This window comes from Citrobacter sp. XT1-2-2, assembly GCF_023516235.1.
GTDB lineage: Bacteria > Pseudomonadota > Gammaproteobacteria > Enterobacterales > Enterobacteriaceae > Citrobacter > Citrobacter werkmanii.
The window spans coordinates 4,505,166-4,520,334 of the sequence record NZ_CP097324.1; the positions used below are offsets into that span (position 1 = coordinate 4,505,166).

13 protein-coding genes and 3 tRNA genes are annotated in these 15,169 nt (G+C 53.7%); 3 read left to right on the forward strand and 13 right to left on the reverse strand.

Annotation, left to right across the window (positions count from 1 at the left end):
• Positions 1–51: 51 nt before the first annotated feature.
• The 9 genes from hflC to nnr all read right to left on the reverse strand — a co-directional run bounded on the left by hflC (position 52) and on the right by nnr (position 10,324).
• Positions 52–1,056, reverse strand: coding sequence for a protease modulator HflC (hflC, locus tag M4I31_RS21420; RefSeq protein WP_003830491.1), 1,005 nt, complete (start codon positions 1,054–1,056; stop codon positions 52–54).
• A gap of 2 nt (positions 1,057–1,058) precedes the next feature.
• Positions 1,059–2,312, reverse strand: coding sequence for an FtsH protease activity modulator HflK (hflK, locus tag M4I31_RS21425; RefSeq protein ID WP_069324734.1), 1,254 nt, complete (start codon positions 2,310–2,312; stop codon positions 1,059–1,061).
• Positions 2,313–2,432: 120 nt separating this feature from the next.
• Positions 2,433–3,713, reverse strand: a complete 1,281-nt coding sequence (gene hflX / locus M4I31_RS21430) for a ribosome rescue GTPase HflX (protein ID WP_003025589.1) — start codon at positions 3,711–3,713, stop codon at positions 2,433–2,435.
• 74 nt (positions 3,714–3,787) lie between these two features.
• On the reverse strand, positions 3,788–4,096 hold the full coding sequence (gene hfq, locus M4I31_RS21435; RefSeq protein WP_003025584.1) for an RNA chaperone Hfq: 309 nt from the start codon (positions 4,094–4,096) through the stop codon (positions 3,788–3,790).
• Between the two features lie 84 nt (positions 4,097–4,180).
• Entirely contained in the window at positions 4,181–5,131 is a 951-nt protein-coding gene (miaA, locus tag M4I31_RS21440) for a tRNA (adenosine(37)-N6)-dimethylallyltransferase MiaA (protein ID WP_038636521.1), read from the reverse strand.
• Complete coding sequence (gene mutL / locus M4I31_RS21445; protein WP_085048471.1) at positions 5,124–6,977, reverse strand: DNA mismatch repair endonuclease MutL; 1,854 nt, start codon at positions 6,975–6,977, stop codon at positions 5,124–5,126. The genes miaA and mutL overlap by 8 nt, the downstream gene beginning before the upstream one ends.
• Before the next feature lie 9 nt (positions 6,978–6,986).
• Complete coding sequence (amiB, locus tag M4I31_RS21450; protein ID WP_085048472.1) at positions 6,987–8,327, reverse strand: N-acetylmuramoyl-L-alanine amidase AmiB; 1,341 nt, start codon at positions 8,325–8,327, stop codon at positions 6,987–6,989.
• Positions 8,328–8,343: 16 nt separating this feature from the next.
• Positions 8,344–8,805 carry a tRNA (adenosine(37)-N6)-threonylcarbamoyltransferase complex ATPase subunit type 1 TsaE gene (tsaE, locus tag M4I31_RS21455; protein ID WP_008786002.1) on the reverse strand — a complete coding sequence of 154 codons (462 nt, stop codon included), beginning with the start codon at positions 8,803–8,805 and terminating at the stop codon, positions 8,344–8,346.
• Positions 8,777–10,324 carry a bifunctional ADP-dependent NAD(P)H-hydrate dehydratase/NAD(P)H-hydrate epimerase gene (gene nnr / locus M4I31_RS21460; RefSeq protein WP_085048473.1) on the reverse strand — a complete coding sequence of 516 codons (1,548 nt, stop codon included), beginning with the start codon at positions 10,322–10,324 and terminating at the stop codon, positions 8,777–8,779. Before nnr ends, tsaE begins: the two co-directional genes overlap by 29 nt.
• Between nnr and queG the strand changes: the two genes are divergently transcribed.
• Positions 10,323–11,462, forward strand: a complete 1,140-nt coding sequence (gene queG, locus M4I31_RS21465; RefSeq protein ID WP_085048474.1) for a tRNA epoxyqueuosine(34) reductase QueG — start codon at positions 10,323–10,325, stop codon at positions 11,460–11,462. The two genes, nnr and queG, sit on opposite strands and share 2 nt — an antisense overlap.
• Before the next feature lie 269 nt (positions 11,463–11,731).
• Here the strand turns inward: queG and M4I31_RS21470 are convergent.
• The 4 genes from M4I31_RS21470 to orn all read right to left on the reverse strand — a co-directional run bounded on the left by M4I31_RS21470 (position 11,732) and on the right by orn (position 12,939).
• A tRNA-Gly gene (locus tag M4I31_RS21470) sits at positions 11,732–11,807 on the reverse strand.
• 156 nt (positions 11,808–11,963) lie between these two features.
• Positions 11,964–12,039 (reverse strand) — tRNA-Gly (locus M4I31_RS21475).
• 37 nt (positions 12,040–12,076) lie between these two features.
• Positions 12,077–12,152, reverse strand: a tRNA-Gly gene (locus M4I31_RS21480).
• Positions 12,153–12,393: 241 nt separating this feature from the next.
• Positions 12,394–12,939, reverse strand: coding sequence for an oligoribonuclease (orn, locus tag M4I31_RS21485; RefSeq protein ID WP_006686300.1), 546 nt, complete (start codon positions 12,937–12,939; stop codon positions 12,394–12,396).
• 105 nt (positions 12,940–13,044) lie between these two features.
• Between orn and rsgA the strand changes: the two genes are divergently transcribed.
• Positions 13,045–14,097, forward strand: a complete 1,053-nt coding sequence (rsgA, locus tag M4I31_RS21490) for a small ribosomal subunit biogenesis GTPase RsgA (protein ID WP_170973222.1) — start codon at positions 13,045–13,047, stop codon at positions 14,095–14,097.
• Positions 14,098–14,188: 91 nt separating this feature from the next.
• Entirely contained in the window at positions 14,189–15,157 is a 969-nt protein-coding gene (asd, locus tag M4I31_RS21495; RefSeq protein ID WP_061382723.1) for an archaetidylserine decarboxylase, read from the forward strand.
• The last annotated feature ends 12 nt before the right edge of the window (positions 15,158–15,169 follow it).

Sequence of the window (15,169 nt, forward strand, 5' to 3'; positions counted from 1 at the left end):
CATCCCTGGGGACGCCGGTGGTTTTGCTGGTTTAAAACCGCTGAAACTATTTTAGCGTGTCGCGGTATTCGGTGTCTTCATGTAGCGGAAGAAATCGCTGTCCGGGCTCATGACCATCACGTCCTGGTTACCTTCAAAGCTCTTCTCATAAGCACGCAGGCTACGGATGAAGGCGTAGAAGTCAGGATCCTGGCTGAACGCGTCGGCAAACAGTTTAGCGGCTTCTGCATCGCCTTCACCGCGCATAATGCGGCCCTGACGCTCAGACTCTGCCAGCGTTTTCGTTACTTCGTAATCCGCCGTTGCACGCAGTTTTTCCGCTTCTTCCTGACCTTGTGAACGATGGCGACGCGCTACCGCTTCACGCTCAGCGCGCATACGGTTGTAGATAGCCTCAGATACTTCCGCAGGCAGGTTAATTTGCTTAATACGCACGTCAACCACTTCGATCCCCAACGCCGCCATACTGTTCGGGTTGATGACCGGTACTTTACCGTTCGTTTCAGCCTGAACACGCTCAGCCGCTTCGGCAATCGCACTATCCGCCGCCGGCGTCGCGACTTCATCTTCCGTACCAGCAGAACCGGAGTTCAGCGCGTCACGGACTTCCAGAGTCAGACGACCACGGGAATCGGTAACGATGTCTTTCACGTCGAGACGACCGATTTCAGAACGCAGACGGTCAGAGAACTTACGTTTCAGCAGGACTTCTGCCTGAGAAACATCGCCACCGCCCGTTGCCAGGTAGTAACGGCTAAAGTCACTGATGCGCCACTTGATGTAGGAGTCAACGATCAGGTCTTTCTTCTCTTTGGTGACAAAGCGATCGGCCTGGTTGTCCATGGTCTGAATACGCGCATCCAGCATCTTCACTGATTCAATAAACGGAATCTTGAAGTGCAGGCCAGGTGCAACGACCAGCGGCTTGTTTTCATCGTCACGCAGAACTTTACCAAAGCGCAGCGTAATACCGCGCTCGCCTTCTTTGACCACAAAGACAGACATGAACAGAACTACCAGAACGATGATGATAATCGCAATAACTGACTTACGCATCGTTATTCCCCCTGACGCTGGTAGTCGTTACGCTGCGCGTTCGCGCGGCGTTGGTCCATAATATCGCCCTGACTGGTGGACGAGGTGTTGCTTGCTCCAGTGCTGGAGGTCGTCGCTGGCGGCAGACGCAGCAGGTTTGAACTGCTGTCACTCTTTGCTGCTGGCGCACTACCGCCTTTCAGCATTTGATCCAGCGGCAGAACCATCAGATTGCTGCCTTTATCGTTAACCAGGACTTTGCGGGTATTGCTCAGCACTTTTTCCATGGTCTCGATATACAAACGCTCGCGAGTAATTTGCGGCGCGGCTTTATATTCCGGCAGAATTTTCGCGAAGCGCGCCACTTCACCCTGAGCTTCCAGGATGGTTTGCGTTTTGTAAGCACGCGCTTCTTCCAGAATACGCTGCGCCTGACCGTTCGCACGCGGCTGAACTTCGTTGGTGTACGCTTCCGCTTCACGGATGTACTGCTGTTCGTTTTCGCGCGCGGCAATCGCATCGTCAAACGCAGCTTTTACCTCTTCCGGCGGACGTGCGGCCTGGAAGTTGACGTCCAGCAGGGTGATACCCATGTTGTACGGACGGATCGTTTCTTCCAGTTCACGCTGGGTATCGCTACGAATAACGGTACGCCCTTCGGTCAGGATACGGTCCATAGTGTACTTCCCGATAACGCCACGTAGTGCGCTGTCGGTTGCCTGACGCAGGCTGTCATCCGCGCTGGTTACGCTAAACAGGTAACGCTGCGGATCGGTCACGCGGTACTGCACGTTCATTTCAACGCGCACAACGTTTTCGTCAGATGTCAGCATGACGCCAGATGCGGCAAGTTCACGCACGGCTTCAACGTTGACCGGAGTCACTTCGTCGATAAATGTCGGTTTCCAGTTCAGACCCGGCTCAACCAAATGGCTGAATTTACCGAAGCGTGTCACCACGCCGCGTTCCGCTTCTTTAATGGTGTAGAAACCGCTGGCCGCCCAGATTATGACGATAGCGGCCGCAGCGATAGTAAAGACCCGACCGCCCAGTTGCGGACGCGGGCCTTGCGATGAACTACCGCCGCCAGAACCAGTACCTTTACCGCCGCCCAGACCACCGAGCTTTTTGCTCAGTTTGCGGAAGATATCATCCAGATCGGGAGGTCCCTGATCGCGCCCACCTTTGTTTCCATTTCCCTCAGGGTTGCCGCCAGGTTTGCTGCTTCCCCACGGGTCGCGGTCTTGTCCGTTATTACCGGGCTGATTCCACGCCATTTTTGTGCTCCATATTTGTTATGCGATGCTATACCTGCGTCTTTTGTGCTGCCGATGCGTTGGCTACGCAAAATCCACAAGGTATAGAGGCGAAAAAATCTTCAGGCCATATCCGTCAGATCAGACAACATAGTCTTCCAGTGCCGGTTCTTGTTTACAGAGGCGACGCCAGTCTACGATCGGCATACGAACCTGCAGACCTACGCTGCCGTCCTCCTCCATCCACTCTTTTTCTATTGCCTGAAGTTGATAAAACCGGCTTCTCAGACGCCCTTCCTGCGGCGGCAAACGCAACGTATGCTGCGCCACCTCACCGGAAAGCCGCTCAGTCAAAGCCTGAAAAAGCTGTGGTATACCTATTCCCGTTTGCGCTGAAACCCAAACGCGAATGGGTTTATTCTCTTCATCTCTGTCGATACGCGGTTCAAAGTCATCCAGCATATCGATTTTATTCATCACCAGCAGGGTCGGGATCTCATGCGCATCGATCTCCTCAAGCACCGTATCGACGGCCTCGATGTTTTCTTGCACACGAAAATCTGCTGCATCAATAACGTGCAGCAGCAATGTCGCCTGACGTGTTTCCTGCAAGGTGGCTTTAAATGCCGCCACCAGGTCGTGCGGTAAGTGACGGATAAACCCTACGGTATCCGCCAGCACGGTTTCACCGACATCCGCGACGTCGATCCGCCGCAGGGTCGGGTCCAGGGTCGCAAACAGTTGATCCGCTGCGTAGACCCGGGCTTCAGTTATCTGGTTGAACAGGGTGGATTTTCCGGCGTTGGTATATCCCACCAGTGATACGGTCGGGACATCCGCTTTCTTACGCGACTGTCGCCCCTGCTCACGTTGCTTTTCAACTTTTTCCAGGCGCGACTGTATCTGCAAAATGCGATTACGCAGCAAACGACGGTCGGTTTCGAGCTGGGTTTCACCCGGACCGCGCAAACCAATCCCGCCCTTTTGCCTTTCAAGGTGGGTCCAGCCACGGACCAAACGCGTAGCCATATGGCGCAGTTGCGCCAGCTCAACCTGCAACTTACCCTCATGGGTTCGCGCACGCTGGGCAAAAATATCCAGAATAAGACCAGTCCTGTCGATAACCAGACACTGGCACAATTGTTCCAGGTTACGTTCCTGGGCAGGGCTTAGAGCATGATCAAAAATCACCACCGCAGCGCCAGTCGCTTTTACGGCTTCGGCAATTTCGATTGCCTTGCCTTCACCAACAAAATACTTCGGGTGCGGTGCTTTACGGCTCCCGGTAATCACCTGCATTGCTTCGACACCGGCGGAAGAGACCAGAGATTCAAACTCCTGGAGGTCTTCCATATCTTTGTCTTGCGAAAAATAGATGTGTACCAGTACCGCCTGCTCACCGGCATCATAACGGTCAAACAAGCGTCAACCCCTTAATATGTATCAACGGGGAACGCAGGTTCGCTGGCTCCCCGTATGTAAAACAGCAATCAACCTTATTCGGTTTCTTCGCTGTCCTGTTGCGCAGATGAACCTTGCGCGTTGCTACCGTGATGGTAGTTGCTGCCAGTGCCGCCGGTGGCATTATTGCTGTGATGGGAAACCGGGCGAGACGGGACAACAGTAGAAATCGCGTGCTTATAAACCATCTGGCTGACCGTGTTTTTCAACAGGATCACGAACTGATCAAAAGACTCGATTTGACCTTGCAGCTTAATACCATTCACCAAATAAATAGAAACTGGAACACGTTCCCGACGCAGTGCGTTCAGGAACGGATCTTGTAAAGATTGCCCCTTAGCCATTCTCTCTTTTCCTTATATGCTTATTTGTACTTTGAACCTTTCGATTCTGAAAAATTGCGCACGATACGTTTCAATTGTACACATTCAGTTCGCGATAGCACCAACAACCTGTAATACTTCGTTTCGCGCCTGGTCAGGCTTTTCACTGTCAAGCCAGTGTACCCCTTCCCAACCACGCAACCAGGTCACCTGCCGCTTCGCCAACTGCCTCGTGGCGCAAACACCTCTATAAACCATTTCATCGTATGAAATTTCGCCTTCAATGTATGACCACATCTGGCGATACCCGACACAACGAATGGAAGGCAAATCCGTATGCAAATCTCCACGGGCAAAAAGCGCCCGGACTTCTGCTTCAAAACCTGAAGCTAACATCTGATGAAAACGCTGCTCAATTCGCTGATGGAGCAGTTCACGGCTCGCCGGGGCGATTGCAAACTGATGCACCTCATACGGCAAAGCATCTCCTGACGTTTGCGTCAGCTCCGTTAAAGTTTTACCCGAAATGAAAAAAACTTCCAGTGCCCGGGAAAGTCTTTGCGGATCATTTGGATGAATACGCGCGGCAGCTACGGGATCGATCTCCTGAAGCTGTCGGTGTAACGCATCCCACCCATGCTCTGCCGCCTGCTGCTCAATTCTGGCCCTGACGTCCGGGTCCGCCGACGGTAACGGCGACAGCCCTTCAAGCAAGGCTTTGAAATATAACATTGTGCCGCCCACCAGCAGCGGAATACGCCCCGCGGCGGTGATATCGGCCATCTCGGCTAACGCATCGCGGCGAAAATCCGCAGCAGAGTACGCTTGCGACGGATCGCGAATATCCAGTAATCGGTGCGGCGCGGCCTGTAATTCATCTGCATCAGGCTTGGCTGTACCGATATCCATCCCTTTGTAAATAAGGGCGGAATCAACGCTTATCAACTCTACAGGCAAAACTTTACGCAATTCAATTGCGAGCGCCGTTTTACCGGAGGCCGTTGGCCCCATTAAAAAAATCGCCTTTGGCAGGCTCGCCTTACGGGTATCACTCATGTTTCAGGGCATTCATTACCGAATGTAAATCAACAGGTTGTAACAGACCACCCGGCGGCGCCTTCACGAGTTGTGGGCAAAGCCGCTCAACATCCGCTAACAGCGTAATCGCCTGGGCCATGCTCCACTGCGGATGCTCGCTAATCAGGTTACGTGCAATCCACTGTGCAATATTGCCCGGCTCGAATACGGACTGCTGCGCCAGGTAGCCTATCAGTTCAGGAATCAAGATTTGTAAATTTTGTTGGCGTAAGGGTAAAGGCACTGCCCGGATGGTCACATGCTGCGCATCCAGTTGAAATTCAATGCCCAGATCGGCCAGTTGGCTCTGCCCTTTCTGCAGCGCCGCTTTTTCATCGGCGGTCACTTTTAAACGTAAAGGAATCAGTAATGGTTGGGCGCAAACAGCCCCCTGTCCCGGCGTTAATTGCGCCTGACGCAGCCAACGTTCCGCTACAGGTAATGCCAGTAACCGAATATGACCATCGCATTCGAGTAATGCACAGTCCGCACCGACAATCGTTAGCACCCGACCAAACCCCTGACTGTTGCCGGTCAGAGGAGCCGATGGCGCTTCAGATACCGGCGCTTTACGCGTTGGAACTGGCGTCTGCAGCAGTTGCTGATAAATCTCACCCTGCTGCTTTTGATATCCAGGCTGGGCATGAGGCCAGTTGGCGCCCGCCTGACGACCACCACCGCCAGCGGGGGCAGAGTAGCGAGGTGCAGCAGCTTCACGCGCCGGAGCGGGCTCGGCAAAATGGTTACGTCCGGCTGCAACACGGTTTTCCGGGATGTGCCGTGGGGCAGGTTCGTCGTCATCCGCCAACGGCAGCGGCGTTTCAAGCTGCTGTTGCAGAACGCTCAATACGCCCTGGTAGATAAAATCATGCACCAGACGCGACTGATGGAAACGGACTTCATGCTTGGCGGGATGCACATTAACATCCACCTGATGCGGATCGATTTCCAGATATAAAACAAATGCCGGCTGCTGATCGGCGCCCAGCTTATCTTCACAGGCCTGGCGGATAGCGTGGTTGATCAGGCGGTCACGCATCATCCTGCCATTCACGTAACAGTACTGGATTTCCGCCAGCGCCGTCGTTGTGTGGTGAGGATCGGCTACCCAGCCCCGTAGCGTCAAATCGCCATGCTGCCATTCAATCGCCAGCGCATGTTCCAGAAACGGCATACCGCAAATCGCGCCCAGACGGCGCTCTTTTTGTCCATCCGCAGCCACTGCACGGTACTGACGCACCACTTTGCCGTTGTGCGACAAATTAATCGTCACATCAAAACGCGCCAGCGCAATGCGGCGGATAATCTCATCGATATGATTAAATTCGGTTTTCTCGGTGCGCATAAACTTGCGCCGCGCCGGGGTGTTGTAGAACAGATCCAACACCTCCAGCGTGGTACCCACCGGATGCGCGGCGGGTTTAACCGTGACATCCATGTCGCGTCCTTCAGCATAGGCTTGCCAGGCTTCAGGCTGCTCTTGCGTGCGCGACGTCAGGGTTAAACGAGAGACCGAGCTAATACTGGCTAACGCTTCGCCGCGAAACCCAAGGCTCACGATGGCTTCGAGATCGTCAAGCGAGGCAATTTTACTGGTGGCATGACGCGCCAGCGCCAGCGCCAGCTCGTCTTTTTTAATCCCGCAGCCGTTGTCACGAATACGAATAAGCTTCGCGCCGCCGCGTTCGATATCAATATCAATACGCGTCGCGCCGGCATCGATACTGTTTTCCACCAGTTCTTTCACCACTGACGCAGGCCGTTCTACCACCTCGCCCGCGGCAATCTGGTTCGCCAACTGTGGCGGTAGAACCTGAATCGGCATGGCTAATCCTTAATTTGTTAACGTGTTGCCAGGCGACACGGCGCTGGCGGTTTGCGCCGGTGCGCCCTGCGGCCCGGTTTGCATCGGGTGCGCCTGGAAATAGTTACGCAATCCTTTGTAAATCGCCTCGGCCAGTTGCTGCTGGTAATCATCGCTCGCCAACAGACGCTCTTCGCTGTTGTTACTGATAAAGCCAGTTTCAACCAGCACTGACGGGATATCCGGCGAACGGAGTACCCCAAGACTGGCGTGTTCCGGTCGACGTTTATGCATTGAGCCAATACGTTCTAACTGACCGATCATGCTGGTCGCCACATCATACCCGACGCGTTGCGAATGACCGAACTGCAGATCCAGCACGGCCTGGCTGAGGTAAGGATCGGCCTGGCTGTTGGCCAGCACATCGCCCGCACCACCTAACAATTCTGATTGCTTCTCATGCTGTTCCAGCCAGCCAGCCATTTCACTGTTCGCCCGGCGGTTTGACAGTACCCAGACGGAAGCGCCAGTGGCATCCCGGTTTGGCGCGGCGTCAGCATGAATCGAAACCAGGAAGTTGGCGTTTTGTTTACGCGCAACGTCGGAACGTCCCATTACCGAGATGAAGTAATCGCCATCGCGGGTGAGGACGCCTTTAAACATCGGGTCATCATTCAGCAAACTGCGTAGTTTACGCGCCACGGCAATCGTGACATTTTTCTCACGCGTACCGCCGGGACCAATTGCGCCGGGATCCTGTCCGCCATGCCCGGCATCAATGGCGATAACCACTTTGTCGCCGCTATTGGTGCTGGCGCGCGCCGCAGGTCGCGTGGATGTATTACTGCTGGTAACCGCCGTAGTGCGATCGTTTTCCGCTTTAAACGGATTACGTGCAGGCTCGGCAGGGCGCGGGGCGACAACCGGTGCTTCGACACGTTTCGCAACCACCGGAGGCGGTGGAGGCGGTGGAGGCGGCGGTGGCGCATCGGCCTTGATGGTAAACACGACGGTATAATTACCGCCGTTCTGGCGTTTTACGGCATCGGCTTTGCCGTTCTCGGTTAAATCCACCAGCAGGCGCAGAGACTGCGCGTCTTTTGGCGTACCGGAACGGATAGATTTGACCAGATTATTACCGCTAAACAGCAACGGTAATCCCTGAATCACACCGGTTTGTTTAATATCCAGCGCGACGGTTCGTTTCCCATCCTGCGAAACGGCGTATTCAGGATCGCCGATAAAACTCAGCGTAATCCGCGCCTGTTGATCGCCGTTGGAAACCTGAAGATCGGAGAGGCTGGCGGCTCCTGCCTGCGCGCACAGCAGGACCAGGGTTGCCATCAGCCAGTTTCTGATGCGATAAATCATCCCGCCACCCTTAAGGTTAATCGGCTAAACGCGCCAGCAATAAATCACCTGATGAGGAGACTGCGCTTACGCGCGCCTCTCGACCTTGTGCCTGGTATTCGATGTGTATTTCGACGTCCGGGTCTGGCAGAACACCTTTACCTTGTTGCGGCCATTCCACCAGGCAGATGGCATCATTGGCAAAATAATCGCGGATCCCCATAAATTCCAGCTCCTCCGGGTCCGCAAGTCGATACAGATCGAAGTGATAAACCATCAAATTATCGAGCGAATAGGGTTCAACCAGCGTGTAAGTCGGGCTTTTGACATTACCTTTGTGACCTAACGCCTGCAGGAATCCACGGCTAAAAGTGGTTTTGCCCGCTCCCAGGTCGCCGTACAAATAAATTACCGTCGCGCCGTCACAGGCTTTGGCTACCCGCAGTCCCAGGTCTAAAGTCGCCTGTTCATCAGGTAGTGGAATTACTCGATTCATCATGATAAACGTCAATCACATCAGGGTTAACAATACGCTGTAGCGTAGTAAAGAGATCGGTCGCCAGCATGCCGCGCGTACCAAAACGCGCCGCCAGCACATCCGCCGCCGCACCGTGCGCAACACATCCCGCACATGCTGCATCATACGGGGTAAGCTTCTGTCCGAGCAATGCGCCAATAATACCAGAAAGCACATCACCCATTCCGCCGCTGGCCATGCCTGCATTGCCGGTATCAATAATACCCAACTCAGCCGGTTCAGCAGCAACAACCGTACCCGCGCCTTTCAGCACTACCACGCCTCCGTACCGTTTTACCAGACGTTGTGCACAAAGTAAGCGATCGTCTTCAATTTCTGCAATGGAACAGCCCAGCAGCCGCGCGGCTTCTCCCGGATGCGGCGTGATCACGCGATTGTGACGTTTATCGGGGTTGATTGCCAGCAGGTTCAGCGCATCGGCATCCCAGAGCATCGGTTTGCGAAAATTCTCGACCTTTTGCAGCGCTTTTTTGCCCCACTCCTGCTGACCAAGCCCAGGACCAATGACCACAACATCCGCCCACGCCAGGCTTTCATCCAGAGTCTGCGGCGTTAGCGTATCAACCATCAGTTCCGGCCTGGCGGTCAGAATCGGAGCGATGTTTTCACTGCGGGTCAGCACTTTGACCAGCCCGGCTCCTGCACGCAGCGCCGCTTCACCGGCCATACGTATTGCGCCTGCCGTCCCGTGGTCCCCGCCGATAATCACCAGCCGACCGTGGGAACCTTTGTGCGAGGTAGGTCGGCGTGGCGTCAGCCAGTGCGCAAGCTGTAGAGCATCAAAACGTTGAACTGGCGCATTCTGCCCAGCCAGCCAGTCGTCCAGCCCAAGCGCGTTAACATGTAGGCGTCCGGTGACATCGCGCGCTTTACCGGTTAACAGGCCTGGTTTGAGCGCAATAAAGGTGACGGTATGCGCCGCATTGATGACCGCACCCGGTGTCGCCCCTGTTTGCGCCAGCAGGCCGGAAGGAATATCTATCGCCACGATGGGGGCTGGGTAAGTATTGGCACGTTCAATCAATACCGAGAGAGCCTCACGCGGCGCGTGTTTTAAGCCAGTCCCTGACAGCGCGTCGATGATGACGTCCACGCTACCAGGCCAGGTAATATCCGCAGCATGAATGACGCCACCGGCGTTAAGCCAGGCATCGCGCGCCTGCTGTGCTTCCTCCGGAAGTGGTTTGTCACTCTCTTGCGCCAGCAGCGTGACCTCAAGCCCCTGCGCTTTGGCAAGCCTTGCCACTACGTAGCCATCGCCGCCGTTGTTGCCATGACCGCACAGCACCAGCCAGTGTTGAGCGTGCGGATAGGCTTCGCGGGCGACCTGAAACGCGGCCTCTCCCGCCCGTTGCATCAGTTCGTACAACGTCAGCCCTAAGCTGTCTGCCGCCTCTCGCTCCATCCGCCTGATGTCATCGGCGTACCAGATGGAGTGTGGTATACTTGCGGGGTTTTTCTTCATTGTATGGTCCGTCATGTCAGAGCCCCTCGATCTCAATCAGTTAGCGCAAAATATTAAGCAGTGGGGGCTGGAGCTTGGCTTTCAGCAGGTCGGTATTGCCGATACCGACCTCAGCGAAGCGGAGCCCAAACTGCAGGCCTGGCTGGATCAACACTATCACGGCGAGATGGACTGGATGGCCCGTCACGGCATGATGCGCGCCCGACCTCACGAATTATTGCCCGGTACGCTACGTGTCATCAGCGTACGTATGAACTATCTCCCTGCCAAGGCGGCCTTTGCCAGCACGTTGAAAAACCCCTCTCTGGGTTACGTCAGTCGCTACGCGCTTGGGCGCGACTACCATAAGCTGCTGCGTAACCGCTTAAAAAAGCTGGGCGAGATGATTCAACAACACTGCGTTTCGCTGAATTTTAGACCTTTTGTCGATTCCGCGCCCATTCTTGAGCGTCCGCTGGCGGAAAAAGCCGGGCTTGGCTGGACAGGTAAGCACTCACTTATCCTCAATCGCGAAGCCGGTTCATTTTTCTTCCTTGGTGAATTACTGATCGACTTGCCCTTGCCGGTCGATAAGCCAGTAGAAGAAGGATGCGGGAAATGCGTCGCCTGTATGACCATCTGTCCCACCGGGGCCATCGTTGAACCCTACACCGTAGATGCGCGCCGTTGTATCTCTTATCTCACTATCGAACTGGAAGGCGCTATCCCTGAAGCGTTTCGTCCCTTGTTGGGGAATCGCATTTACGGCTGCGATGATTGTCAGCTCATTTGTCCCTGGAACCGCTATTCGCAGTTGACGGTCGAGGATGACTTTAGCCCACGCAAGCAGCTTCATGCTCCGGAGTTAATAGAGCTGTTTAGCTGGAGCGAAGCGTGGTTTTTAAAAGTCACTGAGGGGTCTGCCATTCGTCGTATTGGTCATCTGCGCTGGCTGCGAAATATCGCTGTTGCGTTGGGCAATGCACCCTGGGATGAAGCCGTAATTAACGCCCTGGAAAACCGTAGAGGTGAGCACCCACTTCTCGACGAACACATAGAGTGGGCGGTTGCTCAGCAAATTGAGAAGCGAAACGCCTGCGTAGTTGAGGTGCAGTTGCCGAAGAAACAACGTTTAGTCAGGGTCATCGAAAAGGGTCTACCGCGCGATGCTTAAGTCATCCACAGCTTGTGTATAAAAATAAAAACACATTGATATTCAAGAGGGAAAAAATCGTCAAGTGATCGCATTAACAATTTGAAATGATAATTAATCCAGTAATTTCAATATGTTAAAACGATACTATTAACCAGGCGAAGTTTTTTGCATTCCAGGAATAATACCTGGACCTGTGGATAAGTCTGTTTACAAGAGTATGTCAACGACGAAACAAAACGTCCCCAACGCGATTCTTCGTTGTGGATATTTTTTTTGAGGTAAGAATTTGGAGCGGGAAACGAGACTCGAACTCGCGACCCCGACCTTGGCAAGGTCGTGCTCTACCAACTGAGCTATTCCCGCATAATCTTCGTCTTTCGAACCGCTACTGCGTTGGCTGCCTTCACTCGCCTTAGTCACTTACTTCAGTAAGCTCCTGAGGACTCATTCAGTTGCCGCCTTGTCGCAATTCGAAATCCTGCGATTGGTGGTCTGTGCTTAATAAGCACTTTCAAATTTTGGAGCGGGAAACGAGACTCGAACTCGCGACCCCGACCTTGGCAAGGTCGTGCTCTACCAACTGAGCTATTCCCGCTTGGGTGCGTCTGTGCTTAATAAGCACTTTCAAATTTTGGAGCGGGAAACGAGACTCGAACTCGCGACCCCGACCTTGGCAAGGTCGTGCTCTACCAACTGAGCTATTCCCGCAAATCTGTACTGCTTTTGTTGCTGCCGTAACGCGTAATTCTCTGTCGTTACGGGAGGCGCATTATACGAGAAATCCGTTTAGCTGCAACCCCCCTAAAAGCGATTTTCTTGTTTTTTCGTTTAAGTGCTGAATTTATCGGCAAGTCGTTTAATTTAGCGACAATCCTGACTTAGTGCAAGCTCGCAGGAACGATTTTCGTAGGCCGGGTAAGGCGCAGCCGCCACCCGGCAATCCACAAAATCAAAGCTTAATAAAATGTTCGCGGTAGTAAGCCAGCTCAGCAACCGACTCACGAATATCATCCATCGCCTGATGCGTTCCCTGCTTGGTGAAGCCAGCAAGGATCTCCGGCTTCCAACGACGCGCCAGTTCCTTCAGCGTGCTGACGTCGAGATAGCGATAATGGAAATACGCTTCCAGCTCCGGCATGTATTTAAACAGGAAACGACGATCCTGCCCGATGCTGTTGCCGCAGATAGGTGATTTTCCTGCCGGAACCCATTCTTGCAAAAATGCCAGCGTGGCCAGTTCTGCTTCGCGATCGCCCATGGTGCTCGCCTTTACCCGTTCCACCAGCCCGCTACCGGTATGCGTACGTACGTTCCAGTCATCCATTAATGCCAGTTGTTCGTCAGACTGGTGTACCGCAATCGTCGGTCCTTCAGCCAGAATATTTAAGTTGGCATCCGTCACCAGTGTGGCGATTTCAATAATGCGATCGCGCTCGGGATCCAGACCAGTCATCTCCAGATCGATCCAAATCAGGTTGTTTTCATTGGCACTCATGCTATTTTCCACCCTTCAGCGTCACATTCAGTGTGACTATATTCATCTAAAATTGCGTGTATCATAAATGTTTTGCCCATCATGGGCGACCAGGAGCCAGTCCGATTGAGTAAGAATAAACTCTCCAAAGGCCAACAGCGCCGTGTGAACGCCAATCACCAGCGTCGTCTGAAAACGTCCGCGGAGAAGCCAGACTACGACGACAACCTGTTTGGCGAAACCGCTGAAGGCATCGTTATCAGCCGTTTTGGCATGCATGCCGACGTGGAGTCTGCTGACGGCGACATTCACCGCTGCAACATCCGCCGCACAATTCGTTCGCTGGTTACCGGCGATCGCGTAGTCTGGCGACCAGGTAAAGCGGCAGCAGAAGGGGTGAATGTCAAAGGCATCGTTGAGGCGGTTCACGAACGTACCTCGGTGCTCACACGTCCTGACTTTTACGATGGGGTAAAACCCATTGCCGCCAATATCGATCAGATCGTTATTGTCTCAGCCATCTTACCCGAGCTGTCGCTTAATATTATCGACCGCTATCTGGTCGCCTGCGAAACGCTACACGTTGAACCGATTATCGTACTGAATAAGATCGATCTGCTGGATGCCGAAGGTATGGCCTTCGTTAACGAACAGATGGATATCTATCGCAACATTGGCTATCGCGTATTGATGGTATCAAGCCGCACGAAAGACGGTCTGAAACCGCTTGAAGAAGCGTTAACCGGTCGTATCAGCATTTTTGCCGGCCAGTCGGGTGTAGGTAAATCCAGCCTGCTCAATAACCTTCTCGGCCTGCAGGAAGCGATCCTGACCAACGATGTCTCCGACAACTCCGGTCTTGGGCAGCACACCACCACCGCTTCTCGCCTGTATCACTTCCCGCACGGCGGCGACGTTATCGACTCCCCTGGCGTACGCGAGTTCGGACTGTGGCATCTGGAACCGGAACAAATCACCCATGGCTTTGTCGAATTCCATGACTACCTGGGTCATTGCAAATATCGCGACTGCAAGCATGATGCCGATCCAGGCTGCGCTATCCGTGAGGCTGTAGAAAAAGGGGAAATAGCCGAAACTCGGTTTGAAAATTATCACCGCATCCTGGAAAGCATGGCGCAGGTAAAAACGCGTAAAAACTTTTCTGATACTGACAACTGACAACTAAGCTAAGCATCGCTAGAATCGTCCCCCTTTTTCAGGATCCGGCCCATATGCCGGATCGGGAACAAATTATGGCCTGGAGGCTACCTTGTTAAACTCATTTAAGCTTTCGCTACAATACATTCTGCCGAAACTATGGCTCACTCGCCTGGCGGGCTGGGGTGCGAGCAAACGAGCGGGATGGCTGACCAAACTGGTGATCGATCTGTTCGTGAAATATTACAAGGTCGATATGAAAGAGGCGCAAAAGCCGGATACCGCCAGCTATCGCACCTTTAACGACTTCTTTGTTCGTCCCCTGCGCGACGAGGCTCGTCCAATCAATACCGATCCGAATGTACTGGTCATGCCTGCCGACGGCGTGATCAATCAGTTAGGTAACATCGAAGAAGACAAGCTGTTACAGGCCAAAGGGCACAGCTATACGCTTGAAGCGCTGCTGGCCGGCAACTACCAGATGGCGGACAAATTCCGCAACGGTACGTTTGTGACCACTTACTTATCACCACGCGATTACCACCGGGTACATATGCCATGTAACGGTATCCTGCGCGAAATGATGTACGTGCCAGGCGACCTTTTCTCTGTAAACATCCTGACCGCGCAAAACGTACCGAATCTGTTTGCCCGTAACGAACGCGTTATTTGCCTGTTTGATACCGAGTTTGGCCCGATGGTGCAAATTTTGGTCGGGGCGACTATCGTTGGCAGCATTGAAACCGTATGGGCTGGCACCATTACCCCACCGCGTGAAGGCGTAATTAAACGCTGGACCTGGCCTGAAGGCGAAAGCGAAGGGTCGGTGGCACTGCTGAAAGGTCAGGAAATGGGCCGCTTTAAGCTCGGTTCCACCGTCATCAACCTGTTTGCACCGGGCAAAGTTAACCTGGTTGAGCAATTGCAGGACCTTTCAGTCACGAAAATCGGTCAGCCAATGGCCATCTCAACCGAGACTTTCGTGACGCCAGAGGCAGAACCTGCCCCGCTGCCGAAAGAAGAGATCGAAGCAGAACACGACGCCAGCCCGCTGGTTGACGACAAAAAAGACGAAACTTAAACATAGGAATCG

Coding starts and splice junctions, on each gene's coding strand:
- orn (WP_006686300.1), bottom strand. CDS start 12,939: ATGAGTGCCAATGAAAACAACCTGATTTGGATCGATCTGGAGATGACT.
- hfq (WP_003025584.1), bottom strand. CDS start 4,096: ATGGCTAAGGGGCAATCTTTACAAGATCCGTTCCTGAACGCACTGCGT.
- mutL (WP_085048471.1), bottom strand. CDS start 6,977: ATGCCGATTCAGGTTCTACCGCCACAGTTGGCGAACCAGATTGCCGCG.
- hflK (WP_069324734.1), bottom strand. CDS start 2,312: ATGGCGTGGAATCAGCCCGGTAATAACGGACAAGACCGCGACCCGTGG.
- amiB (WP_085048472.1), bottom strand. CDS start 8,327: ATGATTTATCGCATCAGAAACTGGCTGATGGCAACCCTGGTCCTGCTG.
- hflC (WP_003830491.1), bottom strand. CDS start 1,056: ATGCGTAAGTCAGTTATTGCGATTATCATCATCGTTCTGGTAGTTCTG.
- tsaE (WP_008786002.1), bottom strand. CDS start 8,805: ATGATGAATCGAGTAATTCCACTACCTGATGAACAGGCGACTTTAGAC.
- queG (WP_085048474.1), top strand. CDS start 10,323: ATGTCAGAGCCCCTCGATCTCAATCAGTTAGCGCAAAATATTAAGCAG.
- miaA (WP_038636521.1), bottom strand. CDS start 5,131: ATGAGTGATACCCGTAAGGCGAGCCTGCCAAAGGCGATTTTTTTAATG.
- nnr (WP_085048473.1), bottom strand. CDS start 10,324: ATGACGGACCATACAATGAAGAAAAACCCCGCAAGTATACCACACTCC.